Raw genomic sequence first — 16433 nt, 5'->3', positions numbered from 1 at the left:
CGGGGAGCGGTGACGGATTCCGCCATCCCAACGCCGAGAACGGGGAGTGCAGAGATGAACTGGACTGACGAGCGGGTCGAGAAACTGAAGAAGCTGTGGTCGGAGGGCCTGAGCGCCAGCCAGATCGCGGCGCAGTTGGGCGGCGTCAGTCGCAACGCGGTCATCGGCAAGGTTCACCGCCTGAGCCTGCCCGGTCGCGCCAAGGCCGGCGGAAATGCGACCGCTGCTGCCCGCCCCAAACGGGCGACCTCCGCGCCACGCGCACCGAACTACGCCGCGCGTTCGGTAACGCGCACCGTGACCCGGACTGCCGGCGCGACAGCGCTCAAGGAAGAGATCGCAGTCGACCTGGCGATCGACCAGGAAATGGAACTCGACAGCAACATCGTCGTGCCGATGTCGCGGCGGCTGGAACTCACCGAGCTTACCGAACGCACCTGCAAGTGGCCGATCGGCGATCCGCTCAAGGAAGAGTTCCACTTCTGCGGCAACGAATCTCCGGAAGCCTCTCCCTATTGCACCTATCACGCCCGGCTCGCCTACCAACCCTCCGCCGAGCGCCGGCGCATGCGCTAGATCACGATGATTTTAGGTCTGGTCGACCTGAAATCATGAACGTAACGGTTTCCGTGCGAAGTGCGCAGTTTAGTTCAATGCATCAGAGCGTTTCGCCGCTTCAATGAAGCAGTGGACCGCTCCCAGGCGCACTCGACAACGAACAAAATGGGGCCGGAAGGGCCCCTTTTTCTTGCCATGTCGCAAGCCGGCACGGGCGACATTGGACGCACAGTCCTCAGCTTTCCAGCGAATAGCCCGCGCCGCGCACCGTCCGGATGACGTCCGGCATGTTGGAGAAGTTCAGCGCCTTGCGCAGACGTCCGACATGGACGTCCACGGTCCGTTCGTCGACATAGATGTCATGTCCCCAGACGCCGTCCAGAAGTTGCGAACGGGAAAAGACGCGTCCCGGTGAGGACATGAGGAATTCCAGAAGCCGGAACTCCGTAGGGCCCAGGCGCACTTCACGGCTGCGGCGATGGACCCGGTGCGTCTCCCGGTCGAGCTCGATGTCGCCGCAGCGCAGGAGCGTCGACAGGACCTCCGGCTTCGCTCGCCGGAGCATCGCCTTGACCCTCGCCATCAGTTCCGGCGTCGAGAAGGGCTTGACCACGTAATCGTCGGCGCCGGTGGCAAGGCCCCGCACCCGTTCGCTTTCCTCGCCGCGCGCCGTCAGCATGATGATCGGCAACCGTTCCGTTTCCGGCCGCTGGCGCAACCTGCGGCAGAGCTCGATGCCGGAAACTCCGGGCAGCATCCAATCGAGAATGAGAAGATCGGGCAGGCGCTCCTGCAGGCGGATTTCCGCCTCGTCGCCGCGAAGGATCGTATCCACCTCGAAGCCTTCCGCCTCGAGATTGTAGCGCAGGAGAACGCTCAGGGCTTCCTCGTCTTCGACTACGGCAATCTTCGGCAACATTCAGTAGGACTCCTTCCTACGCACGACGACCGTCATGCCGCCGCGCCTGGTATAGGCCGCGCCAGGGCGGCCGGAACAAAATTCTGCGTAGGCACCGGATGCCGTGCGATTTCAGTCCGTCACGGAACCCAATGTCGACGTCATGTCGTCCTTCGGCCGTTCGCCCTGCGGTTGGGCGCCTGTCGCCATGTAGTAGATCGTTTCCGCGATGTTGGTCGCGTGATCGCCGATACGCTCGATGTTCTTGGCGCAGAAGAGAAGATGCGTGCACGGCGTGATGTTGCGCGGGTCTTCCATCATATAGGTCAGCAATTCCCGGAACAGCGAAGTGTAGATCGCGTCGATCTCTTCATCGCGCTCGCGAATGCTGTTCGCCTTTTCAGGTGAGCGCGAGGCGTAAACGTCCAGGACCTCCTTCAACTGAACGAGCGCGAGCTCGGCCAGGTGTTCGAGGCCGCGCGCGAGCTTGCGCGGGATGCCGGACCCCGCAACGGCGATCACGCGCTTTGCCGTGTTCTTGCCGAGGTCGCCCACGCGCTCCAGGTCGGCCGCGATACGGATCGAACCCATGATCTCGCGGAGATCCGACGCCATAGGCTGGCGTTTGGCAATGGTGACGATCGCCTTCTCGCCAATCTGGCGCTCCGCGTCGTCCAGAATCGCGTCATCGGAGATCACCTTCTGGGCCAGGGCAAGATCGGAATTGACGAGAGCGCGGACGGAGTCCGCAACCATCTGCTCGGCAAGCCCCCCCATCTCGGAGATGCGTCGCGTCAGATATTTCAACTCTTCGTCGAAGGCGGACATGATGTGTGCGTGAGACATATTCGTTTCCTCGGGACACGCGCTGTTCTGAACGGGCTCGGTCGATCTTAAACCGGGAGGGGCGGAAAAGCGCGCCCCTCCGCCATCAGCCGAAGCGGCCCATGATGTAGTCCTGGGTGCGCTGATCGTCCGGGTTGGTGAACATTTTGTCGGTATCGTTCTCCTCGACGAGATTGCCGAGATGGAACATGGCCGTGCGCTGCGAAACACGCGCCGCCTGCTGCATCGAGTGGGTGACGATCACGATCGTGAAATTTGCCCGCAATTCGTGGATGAGTTCCTCGACCTTCGCGGTCGCAATGGGGTCGAGTGCCGAGCAGGGTTCGTCCATCAGGATGACCTCAGGGCTGACCGCGACGGCGCGGGCGATGCAGAGGCGCTGCTGCTGGCCGCCGGAAAGGCCGGTGCCCGGCTCCTGCAGCCGATCCTTCACTTCGTTCCAGAGTCCGGCCTTCTGCAGGCTGGTTTCCACGACCTCGTCCAGTTCGGCCTTGGTGCGTGCCAGACCATGGATGCGCGGACCGTAGGAGACGTTGTCGTAGATCGATTTCGGAAACGGATTGGGTTTCTGGAACACCATGCCGACGCGGGCACGCAGTTCCACCACGTCGATCGACGGATCGTAGATGTCGTCTTCGTCCAGCGTGATCCTGCCGGTCACGCGGCAGTTCTCGATCGTGTCGTTCATCCGGTTCAAAGTGCGCAGGAACGTCGATTTGCCGCAACCGGAGGGACCGATCAACGCCGTGACCGTATTCTCGCGGATGTTGAGGTTCACGTCGAAAAGCGCGCGCTTCTCGCCGTAGTAGACCGACACATCCTTGCCGATCATCTTGTAAGGCACCGTGTTCATTTTCTGGTCAAGAGCCTCTTCGACTGCAGCTTCCGACATGATGTTCATAGTCCTTACCCCACTACCAGCGGCGCTCAAAGCGACGCCGCAAGAGAATTGCCCCGAGATTCATGACGATGAGAAAGATCAAGAGAATGATGATCGCTCCCGAGGTACGCTCAACGAAGGCACGCTCGGCCTCGTTGGCCCACATGTAGATTTGTACCGGCAGCGCCGTGGACGGCTCGAGGGGCGACCCCGGAAAGTCGACCACGAAGGCGACCATGCCGATCAGAAGCAGCGGCGCCGTCTCGCCCAGCGCATGGGCGAGGCCGATGATCGTGCCGGTCAGGATGCCGGGCATGGCAAGCGGCAGCACGTGATGGAAGATGGTCTGCATCTTCGATGCGCCAAGGCCGAGCGCGGCGGAGCGGATCGACGGAGGCACCGCCTTCAAGGCCGCCCGCGTAGCAATGATGATCGTCGGAAGGGTCATCAGCGTCAGCACGAACCCGCCGACGAGCGCCGCCGAGCGCGGCATGCCCGCAAAATTGACGAAAACGGCAAGCCCGAGGAGACCGTAGACGATGGACGGTACGGCCGCCAGGTTGTTGATGTTCACCTCGATCAGATCCGTGAGCCGGTTTTTCGGTGCGAATTCCTCAAGATAGATGGAGGCGGCAACGCCGATCGGCAACGACAGCACGAGGACGATCAGCATCATATAGAACGAACCGAGAAGGGCGACGCCGACACCCGACGCTTCAGGTCGGCTCGATGCGCCGAAGGTGAAGATACCGGTGTTGAAGCTCTTCTTGAGCACGCCGGCCTCGGCAAGCTGATTCATCCACGCGACCTGCTCGTCCTTCACCTTGCGTTTGGATTCGTCGACCGAAAGGTCGATCTGGCCCTTGAAGGCGGAGTCGATGTTCGCATCGGCAAGCAGCGTGACGGGGATCGTCCTGCCGATGACCGACTGATCGGCGACGACGATGTCACGCAGTTGCGTCCGGGCGCTGGCGGAGACCATATCGCTCGCCTGTTTCACCAGCGGCCGCTTCGTCGGATCGATGCCGAGCTGCTTTACCAGAGCTTCGCGCACGAGCAGCGGATAATTGGCGGTGTAGAGCTGCTTCGGATCGGTCGCCCGTTCGTTTTTCGGATCGATCACCTTCTCGGAGAACTCGATCGGCAGCGTGATCGTCGTCTGCTGGAAGGCGGTGTAGCCCTTCGAAACGACGCTCCAGAGGAGAACCGCAAGAAAGAAAAGACCGATGGCGATGGCACCGATTCCGAAGGCACGGAAACGGCGCTCCGCGGCATAGCGGCGCTTGATGCCGATATCGCGGCGGCTTGCGGCGGGGCGGGTGGAGACCCTTGCCGTCGGGGAGGCAAATTCGGTCATTCGTATTGTTCCCGATATTTGCGCACGATGTAGAGCGCGTAAACGTTGAGGCCGAGCGTGATAACAAAGAGCGTGATGCCGAGTGCGAAGGCGACCAGCGTCTGCGGCGAGGTGAACTCGAGATCGCCCGTCAGCTGATTCACGATCTTGACCGTCACGGTGGTCATCGGCTCAAGGGGGTTCAATTGCATGCGCGCGGCAACACCGGCAGCGAGCACGACAATCATCGTCTCGCCCACCGCGCGCGACGCCGTCAGAAGCAGCGCACCGACGATGCCGGGAAGCGCGGCAGGCAGGATCACCTTCTTCACCGTCTCCGAACGCGTCGCCCCGAGGCCGAGCGAACCGTCACGCAGCGCCCGGGGCACCTGGGTGATGATGTCGTCGGACAATGACGAGACGAACGGAATGAGCATGATGCCCATGACGATGCCGGCGGTGATGACGCTCTGGGCCTGAATGAAGTTCTGGTAGTTTCCGGTGACGAGGCCGTTCAGTTGCGCGGAGATGTCGCGCAGGAACGGGCCCACGGTGACCAGCGCGAAGAAGCCGTAGACGATGGTCGGGATGCCGGCGAGCACTTCGAGGAGAGGTTTCGCAAGAGACCGCAGCCGCGGGCTTGCATATTCGGCCATGTAGATGGCGGCGAAAAGTCCGATCGGCACGGCGAAGAGCATCGCCACGAAGGCGATATACAACGTACCTGCAAGCAGCGGCAGCAGGCCGAACTGACCGGAAGCGCCTCCGCTTCCGGCGGCCGCGAAGCGCGGGTCCCAGACCGTGCCGAAGAAGAACTCGACCGGCGATACCATGGTGAAGAAGCGACCCGCCTCCGAAAGCATCGAGGCGACGATGCCGACTGTCGTCAGAATGGCTATGGAAGAGGCGACGACGAGCGAGCCGAGCATGACGCGCTCTACCCGGTTGCGGGCACGGAAACGGACGTCGATGTTGCGGATCGCATGCAGCCCGCCGGCAACGGAAGCGATCAGCACCACGGCGCCCATCAGCCAGCGGCTGTATTGCCGCATCGAATTGAACTGCTGGGCGGACTGGACCATGTAGGGCTCGCCCTCGCCGGCAAGCGCCACGCCCTTCGAAGCCAGGGCCGCCCGCATGTTGGCCGAGCCGTTTTCGATTGCAGCTATCTCGTTCGCACTCAGGCGCTCGAAGCCGACGGCCACGGACTTGACCTGACCGAGCGCGAGCTGGGCGGTGGCAGCCCCCTGATCCCGGACCGACTCCGGAAGAGACGAACGAACGGCATAATCGATATAGACCGGAGCGGCGACGAGCCAGACGGCGAGCAGCAGAAGGGCCGGCAGCGTCGCCCAGATGGCGACGTAGCTGCCGTGATATCCGGGCAGGGAATGCAGGCTGGCGAGCTTGCCTCCGGATCGGGCGAACGAGCGGGCGCGACCGGCAAGAAACGCAATGAAACCGATCAGAAAAATGATCAGGAGAAGGAGCGAAGTACTCATCAGCACGTCTCCGCGACAGGCTTGCCACAAGCCGCCGGCAAATTCGGAAGATGCGGCTCCGGCGCCGCGAGGCACCGGAGCCTGTCATGATCAGAGCAGGTTGCCTGCCTCGAAGGACTCGCGGATTTCTTCGCGCTCGGCGTCCGGAGCGGCAACGAGGCCGTATTCGGCGAGCGGGCTGTCGGGGCCGATCATCTGATCGTCGACGAAGAATTCGACATATTCCTTGAGGCCCGGAATAACGCCGATATGAGCCTTCTTGACGTAGAAGAACAGCGGACGGGAAACCGGATACTCACCCGAAGCGATCGTCTCGGTCGAGGGAACGACGCCGTTGACGGTTGCAACCTTCAGCTTGTCGGCGTTGTTTTCGAAGAACGAAAGACCGAAGACGCCGATGCCGTTCTTGTTCGAAGCGATACGCGCCAGCGTCTCGGTGTAGTCGCCGTCGATGTCGACGGCCATGCCGTCCTTGCGCACGGCGATGCACTTGCTGTGCTGCTGCTTTTCATCGCTGACCGCGGTCTTGATGACGTCCTGAGCGCCGCTGTCCTTGCAGCCTGCAGCAAGGATCTTCTCTTCGAAGACTTCGCGGGTGCCGTGCTTCTCGCCCGGAATATAGGCGGCGATTTCGGCGTCGGGCAGCGAAGCGTCGACTTCCGACCACTTCTTGTAGGGGTTGGCAACCAGCTTGCCGTCGACGACGACCTCGGCGGCGAGCGCCTTGTAGAGGTGCTCCGGCTTCAGAGTGAGGTCGGCGTTGCCGGCGTCGGTGGCGAAGACGATGCCGTCGTAGCCGATCTTCACTTCCTGGATCTCGGTCACGCCGGCGGCCTTGCAGGCCTCGACTTCGCTGTCCTTGATCTTGCGGGAAGAGTTGGCGATGTCGATCGTGTCTTCACCGACGCCCTTGCAGAACTCCTTCAGGCCGGCCGAGGAACCGCCGGACTCGACCACCGGCGTCTTGAAGTCGGGGAACGCCTCGCCGAAGTTCTCGGCAACGATCTTGGCATAGGGAAGAACGGTCGAGGAGCCGGCGACCTGGATCTGGTCGCGAGCCGCTGCAACGCCCGCGAAGGCGGCGGAAGCAACCAGCGCCGCTACAGTGAATTTAAGAGCTTTCATAAATGTTCTCCCGGAATGGGCTTGTGTTGTCGCGCCAGGATTCAGCGCTCTCTTCGCCGTATCATCGGCCGCCCCTAGTTAGCCGCCGATGGCTACAGCTTTTATGTCAATTCAGTGAAACATTTATGACAGACTAAGCAGCTGAAAATGCTTATCATTTTTCTCATTTCGAGATTCTTTGGCAGCGTCATGTGTCAGAAGCGGACCGTAAAGACCGTGCCCTTTCCCACCTCCGAATGGATGACCAGACGGGCGCGGTGACGCGTGAGTATATGCTTGACGATGGCAAGGCCGAGCCCGGTGCCTTTCTTCGACCGGCTCGCCTCGACATTGACCCGGTAGAAACGCTCGGTAATGCGCGGGACATGCTCGGCCGGTATTCCCGGCCCGTGGTCGGTGACCGTCACTTCCGCCTGATGACCATTCCCGCCCGTCAGCCGGACATCCACCTGCTTGCCTTCCTGGCCGTATTTGCAGGCGTTCTCGATAAGGTTTTCGAAGACCTCCACCAGTTCGTCCCGATCCCCCTGGACGAAGACCGGCATCTCGGGGACCTCCAGCGCGATCGTCACGCCAAGCTCGCCCGCAAGCGGCGCCAGGCTGTCGCGCACGTGTCCGAGCAGCGGCCCAAGATCGACGGCATCGTCCGGCGCAATGTGCGACTTCAATTCGAGCCGCGACAGCGACAGAAGGTCGTCCACGAGCCGGCTCATGCGCGTGACCTGCTCGTGCATGATGGCGAAGAATTTCTCCTGTGCTTTCCGGTCTTCGCGGGCGGGTCCCTGCAACGTCTCGATGAAGCCGCGCAGCGATGCGAGCGGCGTGCGCAGCTCATGGCTGGCATTGGCGACGAAGTCGGAGCGCATCCGGTCGATGCGGCGCGCCTGCGAGATATCGCGATACGTCAGCAGGAAGATGCGTCGGCCGGAAGCTTCTGAGCCGATGTCCACGGGCGCGACACGAACCACGTAGACCGCCTCCGAAGGCAGCCGTTCGGCGTGCTCGATCTGATTGACCTTGCCCGTCGCGATCGTCTCGCGCACCATGTCGAGAATGCCGGGCGAGCGGACGCGGGCGGAAAGATAGCTGTCCCGGGGAATGGTCCCGAACGCCTTCTCGGCGGCGGCGTTCTGAAAGACGACGGTTTCATCGGCCCCAACGACGAGCACCGGCATGTCGAGCGCGTTGAGCAAGGGAGCAAGCGGGTCGGCCTTCGGCTCCACGGCGGCACCGGCGCTCGCCGGCGCTGCATGGGCAGGCGGCGCGCTCCGGCTGAGGATGGCCGCGGCGAGCACGATCCAGAACGGCAGGACGGCCAACGGATGGATGCCGGCGAGCACGGCGAGGAAGGCAAGCGCCGCCGACAGGGCCAGAAGCCGGCGCTCCGCCTTCAGCCTTGACGGCAGGTTGCGCCAAAACACCTTCGCACCATCCAATACGATACTCTCGTTCCTCAATTCGCTCCTCCTGCACCTGATGGCTTGTGCTGATCGTGCCAGCGGGCTGGACGTCCGACAGGTGATGAAATCCGCCCCAAAGCCTCCTCCCGATTCCGGCTATAAGGGCGCAGAGATAGCGTTGCTTCATGACATGATTTTCACGACATGCTTGAATCCGCAATGCAATTATGGCCTCCTCCGGAGAAATCGAGCGAGCGGGAGGCAGCAGATGGCACTCGACGACGCGCCGGCCACAGCAGGGCCGGGGAGCCGGGCGGTCGAATTGGAGATTGACGGGAAAAGCCGCGTCTTCGACATCGACGATCCGGAATTGCCGAAATGGATCGACGAGGAGGCCTTCCGCTCGGACGATTATCCCTACAAGAAAAAGCTCGATCGGGAGGAATACGAAGAGACGCTGAGAACGCTGCAGATCGAGCTGGTCAAGGTCCAGTTCTGGATGCAGGCGACCGGCAAGCGCGTAATGGCGGTCTTCGAGGGGCGCGACGCTGCCGGCAAGGGTGGCGCGATCCACGCGACGATGGCCTATATGAACCCCCGCTCCGCGCGCGTCGTCGCCCTGACGAAGCCCACGGAGACCGAACGGGGCCAGTGGTATTTCCAGCGCTATGTCGCAACCTTCCCGACCGCCGGCGAGTTCGTACTTTTCGACCGCTCCTGGTACAACCGCGCCGGCGTCGAACCGGTCATGGGCTTCTGCACTCCTGAGGAGTACGAGCAATTCCTCAAGGAGGCGCCCCGCTTCGAGGAGATGATCGCGGATGAGGGTATCCAATTCTTCAAATTCTGGATCAACATCGGCAGGGAGATGCAACTGAAGCGCTTCCACGACCGGCGCCACGATCCGTTGAAGACCTGGAAGCTTTCGCCGATGGACATCGCGGCGCTGAACAAGTGGGACGACTACACCGGGAAACGAGACCGTATGCTGAAGGAGACACACACCGAGCACGGGCCGTGGACGGTCATCCGCGGCAACGACAAGCGCCGCGCGCGGATCAACGTGATCCGCCACATGCTGACGAAGCTCAACTATGACGGCAAGGACGAGGCGGCGATCGGCGAGGTCGACGAAAAGATCCTCGGCTCCGGCCCCGGTTTTCTCAGATAATCTCCGACGGGCGGCGCCCCGGCTCGACGATCAGCCGCCCGGCTGCACCCGGATCGCAAAGAGATCGAGGCTGTTGCCGCCGCCGCTGACATCGCTGTTGATCACCAGTTCTCCAGGGCCGGTCGGTGCCGAGCCGCGCTCGAAATTGAGCTTGAGCAGCATGTCGACGCGCTCGTCGTGCACGGTGAAACGGTGACGGCCGCAGTCGCCGAGCGTCGAGAAATCGCATTCGACCGAGAATTCGGTCGCCTTGCCCGGGGCCGCCTGAACCGTGAGGGCGAGTGTCGACGACCTGCCCGAAAGCCGAGCCAGGACATCCGCGGGAATTTCGATCGCCACGTCGCCATCCTTCCCGGCCGCTGCCGAAATCAGCCGCATGCGCTCGCCGGCGTCACCGTCGAAGGGTTCCGCACGGGCCTGCGGCCCCGGCGTGACTGCCGCGACCTCACCGGGGGCAAAGACCTCCACCCAGTCACCGGAGAAACCTTCCTGAGCACCGAGGGTCTGCAAGCCGGCCGCGCCGTCGAAATCCTCGGCATCCACCGTCGCGGGCGGATTGGCGACGCCGGTATCCGTCGGTGGCCTCAGCAGGTCGTTCGTCTGAACCCACCAGACCGCAACCCCGGCCGCCGCCGCAAGCGTCGCGACGATCATCGCATAGGAGAAGAAGCGGCTGCGCCTGCGCCTGCGCGGACGCCGGTCGGCAACACCCAGATCGGGTGCAGGCGGGGGAGATTTGCCCGCGGCCTCGATTCTCCCGTCGCCCGCCGCCGCCCGGTTGGCAGCCGGTGGGCCGTCGCGTTCGGGACGCAGAGCGCCGAGTCCGCCGTCCAACTGTGCATGCGGGCTTCCCTCCGGCTTCAGCTCCGGCTCGCGCCGTGGCGCGGCGGGTGCAGGGGATTCGCCAGCGCGCCCTGCCCCCCTCGCCTTCACCTCGCCAAGGCTCACCACCGGCGTATGACCGCGCTCCTTCAAGGCGGCGCGCTCCTCCATTTCGATCGTGCGGATGACCGCTTCTAGCCGGTGACGCTGCACGGAGATGACCTCCGGATCTTCGATCTGCTGCTTCTGCAGGCCGTTTTCCAGCGCCTGACGCGCCGACTGGTAGATGCGCGCCCGGATCTCGGCATTGCTTCGATCCGATCTTTCCAGCGCATTCCTGATCGCTGTCTCAAGTCCGCTCACGTCAAATCCTTCTGCGCGAAGTCTTCCGGCTGCCGTCATGGGCGACCGGATGTGCCTTTTCTCGCGACGGGTCCGCCTCTTCCTGTCACACGCCGTTGGTTTTATTAGGGATTGGGTAACCGCTGCATTCCGAATCTGCAAGTGCAGCCGCGACTTCGGCTGGTGTTCCCCAGGGAAAACGTGGACGAGCGTGGCCGAATTGCCGGAGCATAGACCGTCCAGCAGCATCGCGCGTCTCACCGGAGGCGCATGGGCCGCCGTAGACTGCGAGTTTCTGTATGTTTTACCTGAACCGGTTACGGCTTCAGGAAACATCGGTAGGCAAGCGCGTCCATTGCTGCTATCTGTTTTGACGTTTACGAAAACGTCAAAGTTGGGAGATTTTTTCGATGTCGTTGCCGCCAATCCTGTCAGGGAAAACGAGGCTACCGGTCGTAGGGGCGCCGCTGTTCATCGTCTCGCACCCCCGACTGACGATCGCACAATGCAAGGCTGGCATCGTCGGCGCCTTTCCCGCACTGAATGCCCGCCCGCAATCGCAGCTCGACGAATGGCTGGCGGAGATCACCGAAACCCTGGCCGACCACGATGCCAGGCACCCCGAGCGCCCGGCCGCGCCCTTCGCCGTGAACCAGATCGTGCACAAATCGAACGCCAGGCTCGAACAGGACCTGATGCTTTGCGTCAAGTACAAGGTGCCGATCGTCATCTCCTCGCTCGGCGCGGTACCGGAGGTGAACGCCGCAATCCATTCCTACGGCGGTCTCGTGCTCCACGACGTCATCAACAACCGCCATGCGAATTCCGCGATCCGCAAAGGCGCTGACGGACTGATCGCGGTCGCGGCAGGCGCCGGCGGCCATGCGGGAACCCTCTCGCCCTTCGCCCTCGTCCAGGAAATCCGAGCCTGGTTCGACGGACCGCTCCTGCTGTCAGGCGCGATCGCTACCGGCGGCGCCATCCTCGCTGCACAGGCGATGGGGGCCGACATGGCCTATATCGGCTCTCCCTTCATCGCAACGGAAGAGGCCCGCGCAAGCGACGCCTACAAGCAGATGATCGTCGACAGCAACGCCGCCGATATCGTCTATTCTAATTATTTCACCGGCATTCACGGCAATTACCTGAAAGCCTCGATCCTTGCCGCCGGAATGGACCCCGCCAATCTGCCGGAAGCCGACCCCTCAAAGATGGACTTCGGCACGGCGGCGGAAGGCGCCAAGGCATGGAAGGACATCTGGGGCTGCGGCCAGGGGATAGGCGCCGTGCGCGAAGTCCAGACCGTCGCCCGGCTCGTCGACCGGCTGAAACAGGAATACGACGCCGCGCGCGCCCGCATCGGCTTCGCTTCCGACGCCGATTCCGGGCGAGCCAAGGATTTTTCAAGTTCTCGAAAGTGATGGCTTGAAATCTTGCCGCTTTGCGTTTATCAGCGCCTCACATTCGTTCCGCGGCTTTCGCGGAACCGCCCCAGGGCCGCTTTAGCTCAGTCGGTAGAGCACATCATTCGTAATGATGGGGTCACGTGTTCGAGTCACGTAAGCGGCACCATTCTTTTCAAAGACTTAGCGTCTCCCACCCCTTCCGCGGGCGTTTGTCGCGCGGTTGGGGTAACGTGTGGGGTAACAGAAACAAAAAACCCGCCACCGAAGCAGCGGGCGCTTTTCTCAGCACGTTTCGAATATTCATGAGTGCATAACCGCGTAGGCCTCATCCTTCTTGCAGATAATCCTGATCGCCTCCGGCTTCAGTTTCACGGTGGTTTCCAGCCGTCCCTTCCAACGAGTTTCGGCGCGGTAGTAATAGCCGGGAACAGTCTTGTACTCGGCACGATCGAGCCAGAAGATGGGCCTGCAGAGCTTCCCGTTTTGCCGCTTCCATTCAACCTCGTAAAAGCCAGGGCCGCTCCATTCCACCGGTTTGGGAGGCGTCTTGACCCCCACGAACACGTAATGGGAATACTGCTGGATCTCTACGCCAACGTGGGCGGGGTTTATTTCCCGCAGGATATCGGCCACCGCGGAAACCGCCGCTTGCAGACGTTCCTCCGGGCTCTGGACAGGCGCCGGAGCGGCAACGGCCGGCAATGGGGCTGCGGCCGTGGCCATGGCGCCGAGGATTGTCCGTCTGGTAATCTGCGTCATTGGCACGCCTCCCTCAGAAACCGTTCGTCCTTCACTTTAATCTCGGCGACCACAAATCCGACGACACCCTCCTCGAACTGCTCGCGGCTTAAGATGACCTCCTGGTAGTGTTTGTTGTCCCTGAATAGGAGCAGGCTGCCTTTGCCGTCCAGGACCGGCGTGACGCGGTAGAAATCCATCCATACGCCTTGGCTGATCGCATAAATGCCTTCGCCCACATAGGTTGAGACCGGCGCCAGCAGGACATAGTCCCGGCGGGCTTTGAGCGTCGGTTCCATGCTGTCGCCGTTGATGAGGTGGACGCGGAAGTTATCGGATAGGATGTTCTCGGCAGGGATCGGTGCAGGAACAAGGGCATTCATTCCTTGCCCTCCCGCACCTCAGAAATGATCGACATCGCATTGCGGATCTTCTCCTTGGCCACATCAGCCAAGCGCTGAAACACGGCGGTGTCTTCGGCGTCTTCCAAGCCGACTGCGGCCAGGAAGATAGCTTGGCAGAAGTCCTCTGCCTCGCTCAGCCTGTCGTAAGCTTCGATGAGTTTGCTCTGCATTCGGTAGCCCTCATTTAGTTTTAAGCACTAGGTAACTATGTTTAGTAACCTTAACCCGAATTCAGGCCTTGTCAACAGCTATCTAGTTTTGATACCTATTTATCAGGTTTCAAAGAGGAAGTTTCGATGCTTACAACGGGGAATCAACTCAAGGCAGCGAGGGCTTTAGCCGGGCTTGAGCAAAAGGACGTGGCCGAGAAAGCGGGAGTGAACGTGAACACGATCCGCAATATGGAGGCGGCCGGCGCCGGTCAGATAGCCGGGCGTGCGCAGAACGTGCAGAACGTTCAGCGGGTCCTAGAACAGGAGGGGATTGAATTTCTCAATCACGGGCAGCCAGGGGTGCGCCTAGTGAGAGCGAGAGATTGATGCCTTATTCCGATGCCTCGGATTTTTCGCGGCGTTTTAACTCGGCTTCCACGGCCTGGCGGATGAACTCCGCGCGCTTGTTCTTGCCAACCAGCGCGTCAATCCGCTCGGGCATGCCTTCCGGCAGCCGAACAAGAATAGGCTTCACTTTTAACGGAGGCCGCCCCATGCGGCGAGGATTATTCGATATCGGAAAGTGAGTCAAACCGACCTCCTCCTGCGCATAAACGATATCGCTTATTGAACATATAAGCGATATCTCTTATGCTTTCAACCTTGCCAGATGGAGGCCTGGGAAATGCCGAACGTCGGGAAGATCCGAATTGGTAGCCGTCCTGAAGACGTGGTCATTCTTTTCGACAAGGGGGAGCCCCCTCTGCACGTGGACCTCTTTACCGAACTAGCCGAAGAGGAGGGGATTATCCGAGTTTCCTTCGCAGCCGTCACGCAGGACGGAGAAGGCCTCCGAAAAGCGGACATCGTTGCCCGCCTGCGTATGAAGAAAGAGACCGCATGGGAGCTTTGCCGCGAGCTGAAAGCCTTGGATCGACGATAACGAATGGACGGAGGTGTCTCCGCACCTCCATCCACATCGGACTGCTCACGCTGCCTTGGCGGGTGCCTGGCGCCGCTTCTTGCACTTCCTGAACCAAGTTATGGCGAGCGCCTTCCAGAAGGTGATTTTGTGCGTTACCCCGAGGAGTTTCGCTTCGTCTTCCGCGGTGTGGAGTAGATCGACAATGGCCTCGGTCAGGTCCTCCGGATTAAACTTTTCGGCATACTCAGGATCAGTCATGAGGAGCTCGACAGCTTTGATCTGTGGGGCTGTCAGCGGTCCACGCTCGGCATTGGCCAGAACCTCAAGAATCTCGCGGGCGATCCGCGCCCCTTGCCGGCTGATTAAGGCCTCGATCTGCTTGACGGCAATAGTCTGGCGCGATCCCGTGCCGGTGTAAGCGTTCGTCGTTTTGAGAACCTTTATGCCGGCCCGTGAACACACCAGTTCAAGCGTCTGCGCGTCTTCATCAGCTGCTGCCAGAGCGGCTTGGTGAAGCTGCAGGGTGGTAATTCCGAGGCGATCAGTATTCTGTCCTATGAACGCTTTCGCCTGCGCAATCGTGTCGTCCGCTTCAACGATCATGACGGGAATCAAACGTATGTGCGGATTGGAGGCGGCCGCAATCGCAGTATGCTGCCCATCGAGCACTTTCAGAATCGTCTTGCCGTCACATTCCGAGTAAGCGCAAATCGGCGGCTTGAATTTAGCCCAGTCGAAACCTTCGATGATGCGCCGGATCTGACGCATCCCTCGATCGCCTACGCTCCTCTGGTAGGCCGGATCAACATACAAGGCAGTTGGAGCAACGACCTCGCAAATCGGCATGCCGGTAGCTGGCGCCTGCGGTATGAGGCCGGCAACGCTAACCGGTGCGATTGGTCGGATATTATCTTGCATGGTGGCCTTCTCCTCGTTCTGACGAGCGAGGTTGTATGCGCGGCAACTCCGATCGGTCCACCAAACCGCCGGTTTTAACGTTTTCGGATAGATAAGCTCCACAGGCATGCGACCTATTTTGGTGCAGCGGCGGTATCTTGGCGTATCCTGCGCCTCGTGGCATGACGCGAATGGTGCGAGCAAATTGGAGGAAGACCGCGCGAATGACAGATGCTCTTGATAACCCAAACGGGCCTGCTTTCGCGTCGTGGCGGAGCTATCAGCTCTTTGCATCGCGCATACGAGGAGCGCGGCGGTTCGTTTGGACTTCAGAGATACAAGCGTTTTTAGACACCGTGTTGGCGACGGCCAGTTCACGTGAGTTTGTTATCCCTGAAGGTGCGATCCTTTTTCGGGCCCAAAGAGGTGTCGAATATGTTCAGAACGAGCACGGCGGAGAGGAGCCGCTCGGGCATGGGCGGGAAAGAATGAAACCGTTGCCCAATCGCGCGTCTGAGGGAAGAGCCAACCCCGCTGGAATTCCTGTCCTGTATCTCGCCACCAAGATTGAAACTGCTGTCGCTGAGACGCGGCCATGGATTGGCGCTGAGATGTCGGTCGCGAGATTCAAGACTGTTCGTCCTCTCACAGTTATTACCTTCATCCAGGATGTGCGCAAATCAGCTCTTACTACCGTCCTTTTTTCTGACGTCTTGGGGGCTTCGGAGCCGGACCTGGAACGAACGAACGAAGCTGTTTGGGCTGACATTGACAATGCATTTTCAACGCCGGTTTCGCGCGACGACGTCGGTTCTGCGGATTACGCGCCAACGCAGATCATCACTGAGCTTTTCAAGAATGCCGGTTATGACGGTATTGCATATAACAGCAATTTCGGCGAGGGCCATAACATGGCATTATTCGACACTAACAGCGCAGATGTTGTCTCGTGTGCGCCCTACGAAGTTCAGTCGATCGAGGTGCGGGTCCGCCAATTCGGAAACGATTGGTTCTCCAAGTAAAGCAGCAAC

Annotated in this window: 19 protein-coding genes and 1 tRNA gene; 7 read left to right on the top strand and 13 right to left on the bottom strand. The window is 61.0% G+C overall.

The features are described 5' to 3' along the window. Positions 1-54 precede the first annotated feature (54 nt). Positions 55-576, top strand: coding sequence for a GcrA family cell cycle regulator (locus SINAR_RS0112190; RefSeq protein ID WP_027999356.1), 522 nt, complete (start codon positions 55-57; stop codon positions 574-576). A 217-nt stretch (positions 577-793) separates the two neighbouring features. Here the strand turns inward: SINAR_RS0112190 and phoB are convergent, their stop codons facing one another. The 7 genes from phoB to phoR form a co-directional block, all read right to left on the bottom strand. Further along, positions 794-1477, bottom strand: a complete 684-nt coding sequence (phoB, locus tag SINAR_RS0112185; protein WP_003530178.1) for a phosphate regulon transcriptional regulator PhoB — start codon at positions 1475-1477, stop codon at positions 794-796. A 111-nt stretch (positions 1478-1588) separates the two neighbouring features. Continuing rightward, on the bottom strand, positions 1589-2302 hold the full coding sequence (gene phoU / locus SINAR_RS0112180; RefSeq protein WP_027999355.1) for a phosphate signaling complex protein PhoU: 714 nt from the start codon (positions 2300-2302) through the stop codon (positions 1589-1591). Positions 2303-2387: 85 nt separating this feature from the next. Further along, positions 2388-3203: a phosphate ABC transporter ATP-binding protein PstB gene (gene pstB, locus SINAR_RS0112175; protein WP_027999354.1), complete on the bottom strand. Its 816-nt coding sequence runs from the start codon at positions 3201-3203 to the stop codon at positions 2388-2390. 13 nt (positions 3204-3216) lie between these two features. Continuing rightward, positions 3217-4539, bottom strand: a complete 1323-nt coding sequence (gene pstA, locus SINAR_RS0112170) for a phosphate ABC transporter permease PstA (protein ID WP_027999353.1) — start codon at positions 4537-4539, stop codon at positions 3217-3219. Continuing rightward, positions 4536-6020, bottom strand: coding sequence for a phosphate ABC transporter permease subunit PstC (gene pstC, locus SINAR_RS0112165; protein ID WP_027999352.1), 1485 nt, complete (start codon positions 6018-6020; stop codon positions 4536-4538). The genes pstA and pstC overlap by 4 nt, the downstream gene beginning before the upstream one ends. Before the next feature lie 90 nt (positions 6021-6110). Beyond that, positions 6111-7145, bottom strand: a complete 1035-nt coding sequence (locus SINAR_RS0112160) for a substrate-binding domain-containing protein (protein WP_027999351.1) — start codon at positions 7143-7145, stop codon at positions 6111-6113. A gap of 194 nt (positions 7146-7339) precedes the next feature. Next, positions 7340-8602: a phosphate regulon sensor histidine kinase PhoR gene (gene phoR / locus SINAR_RS0112155; protein WP_027999350.1), complete on the bottom strand. Its 1263-nt coding sequence runs from the start codon at positions 8600-8602 to the stop codon at positions 7340-7342. A gap of 211 nt (positions 8603-8813) precedes the next feature. Between phoR and ppk2 the strand changes: the two genes are divergently transcribed. Further along, complete coding sequence (ppk2, locus tag SINAR_RS0112150) at positions 8814-9716, top strand: polyphosphate kinase 2 (RefSeq protein ID WP_027999349.1); 903 nt, start codon at positions 8814-8816, stop codon at positions 9714-9716. A gap of 30 nt (positions 9717-9746) precedes the next feature. On the opposite strand, the gene SINAR_RS0112145 is transcribed toward ppk2, so the two are convergent. Continuing rightward, positions 9747-10901, bottom strand: coding sequence for a hypothetical protein (locus tag SINAR_RS0112145; protein WP_027999348.1), 1155 nt, complete (start codon positions 10899-10901; stop codon positions 9747-9749). 389 nt (positions 10902-11290) lie between these two features. On the opposite strand from SINAR_RS0112145, the gene SINAR_RS0112140 reads away from it, so the two are divergent. Together SINAR_RS0112140 and SINAR_RS0112135 are read left to right on the top strand one after the other, a co-directional pair. Continuing rightward, the gene (locus SINAR_RS0112140) at positions 11291-12301 is read left to right on the top strand and encodes an NAD(P)H-dependent flavin oxidoreductase (protein ID WP_027999347.1); all 1011 of its coding nucleotides are present in this window, start codon (positions 11291-11293) and stop codon (positions 12299-12301) included. 75 nt (positions 12302-12376) lie between these two features. Further along, a tRNA-Thr gene (locus SINAR_RS0112135) sits at positions 12377-12452 on the top strand. Positions 12453-12586: 134 nt separating this feature from the next. Here the strand turns inward: SINAR_RS0112135 and SINAR_RS0112130 are convergent. Genes SINAR_RS0112130 through SINAR_RS0112120 form a run of 3 tightly spaced genes read right to left on the bottom strand, consistent with a single transcriptional unit; the run spans position 12587 to position 13598 of the window. Then, positions 12587-13045: a hypothetical protein gene (locus SINAR_RS0112130; RefSeq protein ID WP_027999346.1), complete on the bottom strand. Its 459-nt coding sequence runs from the start codon at positions 13043-13045 to the stop codon at positions 12587-12589. Then, positions 13042-13407, bottom strand: coding sequence for a S24/S26 family peptidase (locus tag SINAR_RS0112125; RefSeq protein WP_027999345.1), 366 nt, complete (start codon positions 13405-13407; stop codon positions 13042-13044). Before SINAR_RS0112125 ends, SINAR_RS0112130 begins: the two co-directional genes overlap by 4 nt. After that, positions 13404-13598, bottom strand: a complete 195-nt coding sequence (locus SINAR_RS0112120; protein WP_027999344.1) for a hypothetical protein — start codon at positions 13596-13598, stop codon at positions 13404-13406. The genes SINAR_RS0112125 and SINAR_RS0112120 overlap by 4 nt, the downstream gene beginning before the upstream one ends. A gap of 126 nt (positions 13599-13724) precedes the next feature. Here SINAR_RS0112120 and SINAR_RS0112115 point away from each other — a divergent pair, with 126 nt between their 5' ends. After that, complete coding sequence (locus tag SINAR_RS0112115; RefSeq protein ID WP_027999343.1) at positions 13725-13967, top strand: helix-turn-helix transcriptional regulator; 243 nt, start codon at positions 13725-13727, stop codon at positions 13965-13967. Between the two features lie 4 nt (positions 13968-13971). Here SINAR_RS0112115 and SINAR_RS1000000136640 read toward each other — a convergent pair whose 3' ends face one another. Then, positions 13972-14172: a YlcI/YnfO family protein gene (locus SINAR_RS1000000136640; RefSeq protein ID WP_150823914.1), complete on the bottom strand. Its 201-nt coding sequence runs from the start codon at positions 14170-14172 to the stop codon at positions 13972-13974. A 93-nt stretch (positions 14173-14265) separates the two neighbouring features. Between SINAR_RS1000000136640 and SINAR_RS0112105 the strand changes: the two genes are divergently transcribed. Continuing rightward, positions 14266-14523, top strand: coding sequence for a hypothetical protein (locus SINAR_RS0112105; RefSeq protein WP_027999342.1), 258 nt, complete (start codon positions 14266-14268; stop codon positions 14521-14523). Positions 14524-14568: 45 nt separating this feature from the next. On the opposite strand, the gene SINAR_RS0112100 is transcribed toward SINAR_RS0112105, so the two are convergent. Then, positions 14569-15423 (bottom strand): DUF6551 family protein, encoded by an 855-nt coding sequence (locus SINAR_RS0112100; protein ID WP_027999341.1) that lies wholly within the window; start codon positions 15421-15423, stop codon positions 14569-14571. A 203-nt stretch (positions 15424-15626) separates the two neighbouring features. Here SINAR_RS0112100 and SINAR_RS0112095 point away from each other — a divergent pair, with 203 nt between their 5' ends. Beyond that, positions 15627-16424 carry an RES family NAD+ phosphorylase gene (locus SINAR_RS0112095; RefSeq protein WP_027999340.1) on the top strand — a complete coding sequence of 266 codons (798 nt, stop codon included), beginning with the start codon at positions 15627-15629 and terminating at the stop codon, positions 16422-16424. The last annotated feature ends 9 nt before the right edge of the window (positions 16425-16433 follow it).

This window comes from Sinorhizobium arboris LMG 14919 (assembly GCF_000427465.1).
Taxonomy (GTDB): Bacteria; Pseudomonadota; Alphaproteobacteria; order Rhizobiales; family Rhizobiaceae; genus Sinorhizobium; species Sinorhizobium arboris.
Note: the sequence above shows the minus strand (reverse complement) of the source record. Positions and strands in the feature narration are given on the sequence as shown.

Bases quoted from the DNA above. Each gene is read 5' to 3' on its own strand.
- SINAR_RS0112160 (WP_027999351.1), bottom strand. From the start codon at position 7,145: ATGAAAGCTCTTAAATTCACTGTAGCGGCGCTGGTTGCTTCCGCCGCC.
- SINAR_RS0112115 (WP_027999343.1), top strand. From the start codon at position 13,725: ATGCTTACAACGGGGAATCAACTCAAGGCAGCGAGGGCTTTAGCCGGG.
- phoB (WP_003530178.1), bottom strand. From the start codon at position 1,477: ATGTTGCCGAAGATTGCCGTAGTCGAAGACGAGGAAGCCCTGAGCGTT.
- pstB (WP_027999354.1), bottom strand. From the start codon at position 3,203: ATGAACATCATGTCGGAAGCTGCAGTCGAAGAGGCTCTTGACCAGAAA.
- SINAR_RS0112095 (WP_027999340.1), top strand. From the start codon at position 15,627: ATGACAGATGCTCTTGATAACCCAAACGGGCCTGCTTTCGCGTCGTGG.
- SINAR_RS0112120 (WP_027999344.1), bottom strand. From the start codon at position 13,598: ATGCAGAGCAAACTCATCGAAGCTTACGACAGGCTGAGCGAGGCAGAG.
- phoU (WP_027999355.1), bottom strand. From the start codon at position 2,302: ATGTCTCACGCACACATCATGTCCGCCTTCGACGAAGAGTTGAAATAT.
- SINAR_RS0112100 (WP_027999341.1), bottom strand. From the start codon at position 15,423: ATGCAAGATAATATCCGACCAATCGCACCGGTTAGCGTTGCCGGCCTC.
- SINAR_RS0112190 (WP_027999356.1), top strand. From the start codon at position 55: ATGAACTGGACTGACGAGCGGGTCGAGAAACTGAAGAAGCTGTGGTCG.
- SINAR_RS0112140 (WP_027999347.1), top strand. From the start codon at position 11,291: ATGTCGTTGCCGCCAATCCTGTCAGGGAAAACGAGGCTACCGGTCGTA.
- pstC (WP_027999352.1), bottom strand. From the start codon at position 6,020: ATGAGTACTTCGCTCCTTCTCCTGATCATTTTTCTGATCGGTTTCATT.
- SINAR_RS0112125 (WP_027999345.1), bottom strand. From the start codon at position 13,407: ATGAATGCCCTTGTTCCTGCACCGATCCCTGCCGAGAACATCCTATCC.
- ppk2 (WP_027999349.1), top strand. From the start codon at position 8,814: ATGGCACTCGACGACGCGCCGGCCACAGCAGGGCCGGGGAGCCGGGCG.
- SINAR_RS0112105 (WP_027999342.1), top strand. From the start codon at position 14,266: ATGCCGAACGTCGGGAAGATCCGAATTGGTAGCCGTCCTGAAGACGTG.
- pstA (WP_027999353.1), bottom strand. From the start codon at position 4,539: ATGACCGAATTTGCCTCCCCGACGGCAAGGGTCTCCACCCGCCCCGCC.
- SINAR_RS0112130 (WP_027999346.1), bottom strand. From the start codon at position 13,045: ATGACGCAGATTACCAGACGGACAATCCTCGGCGCCATGGCCACGGCC.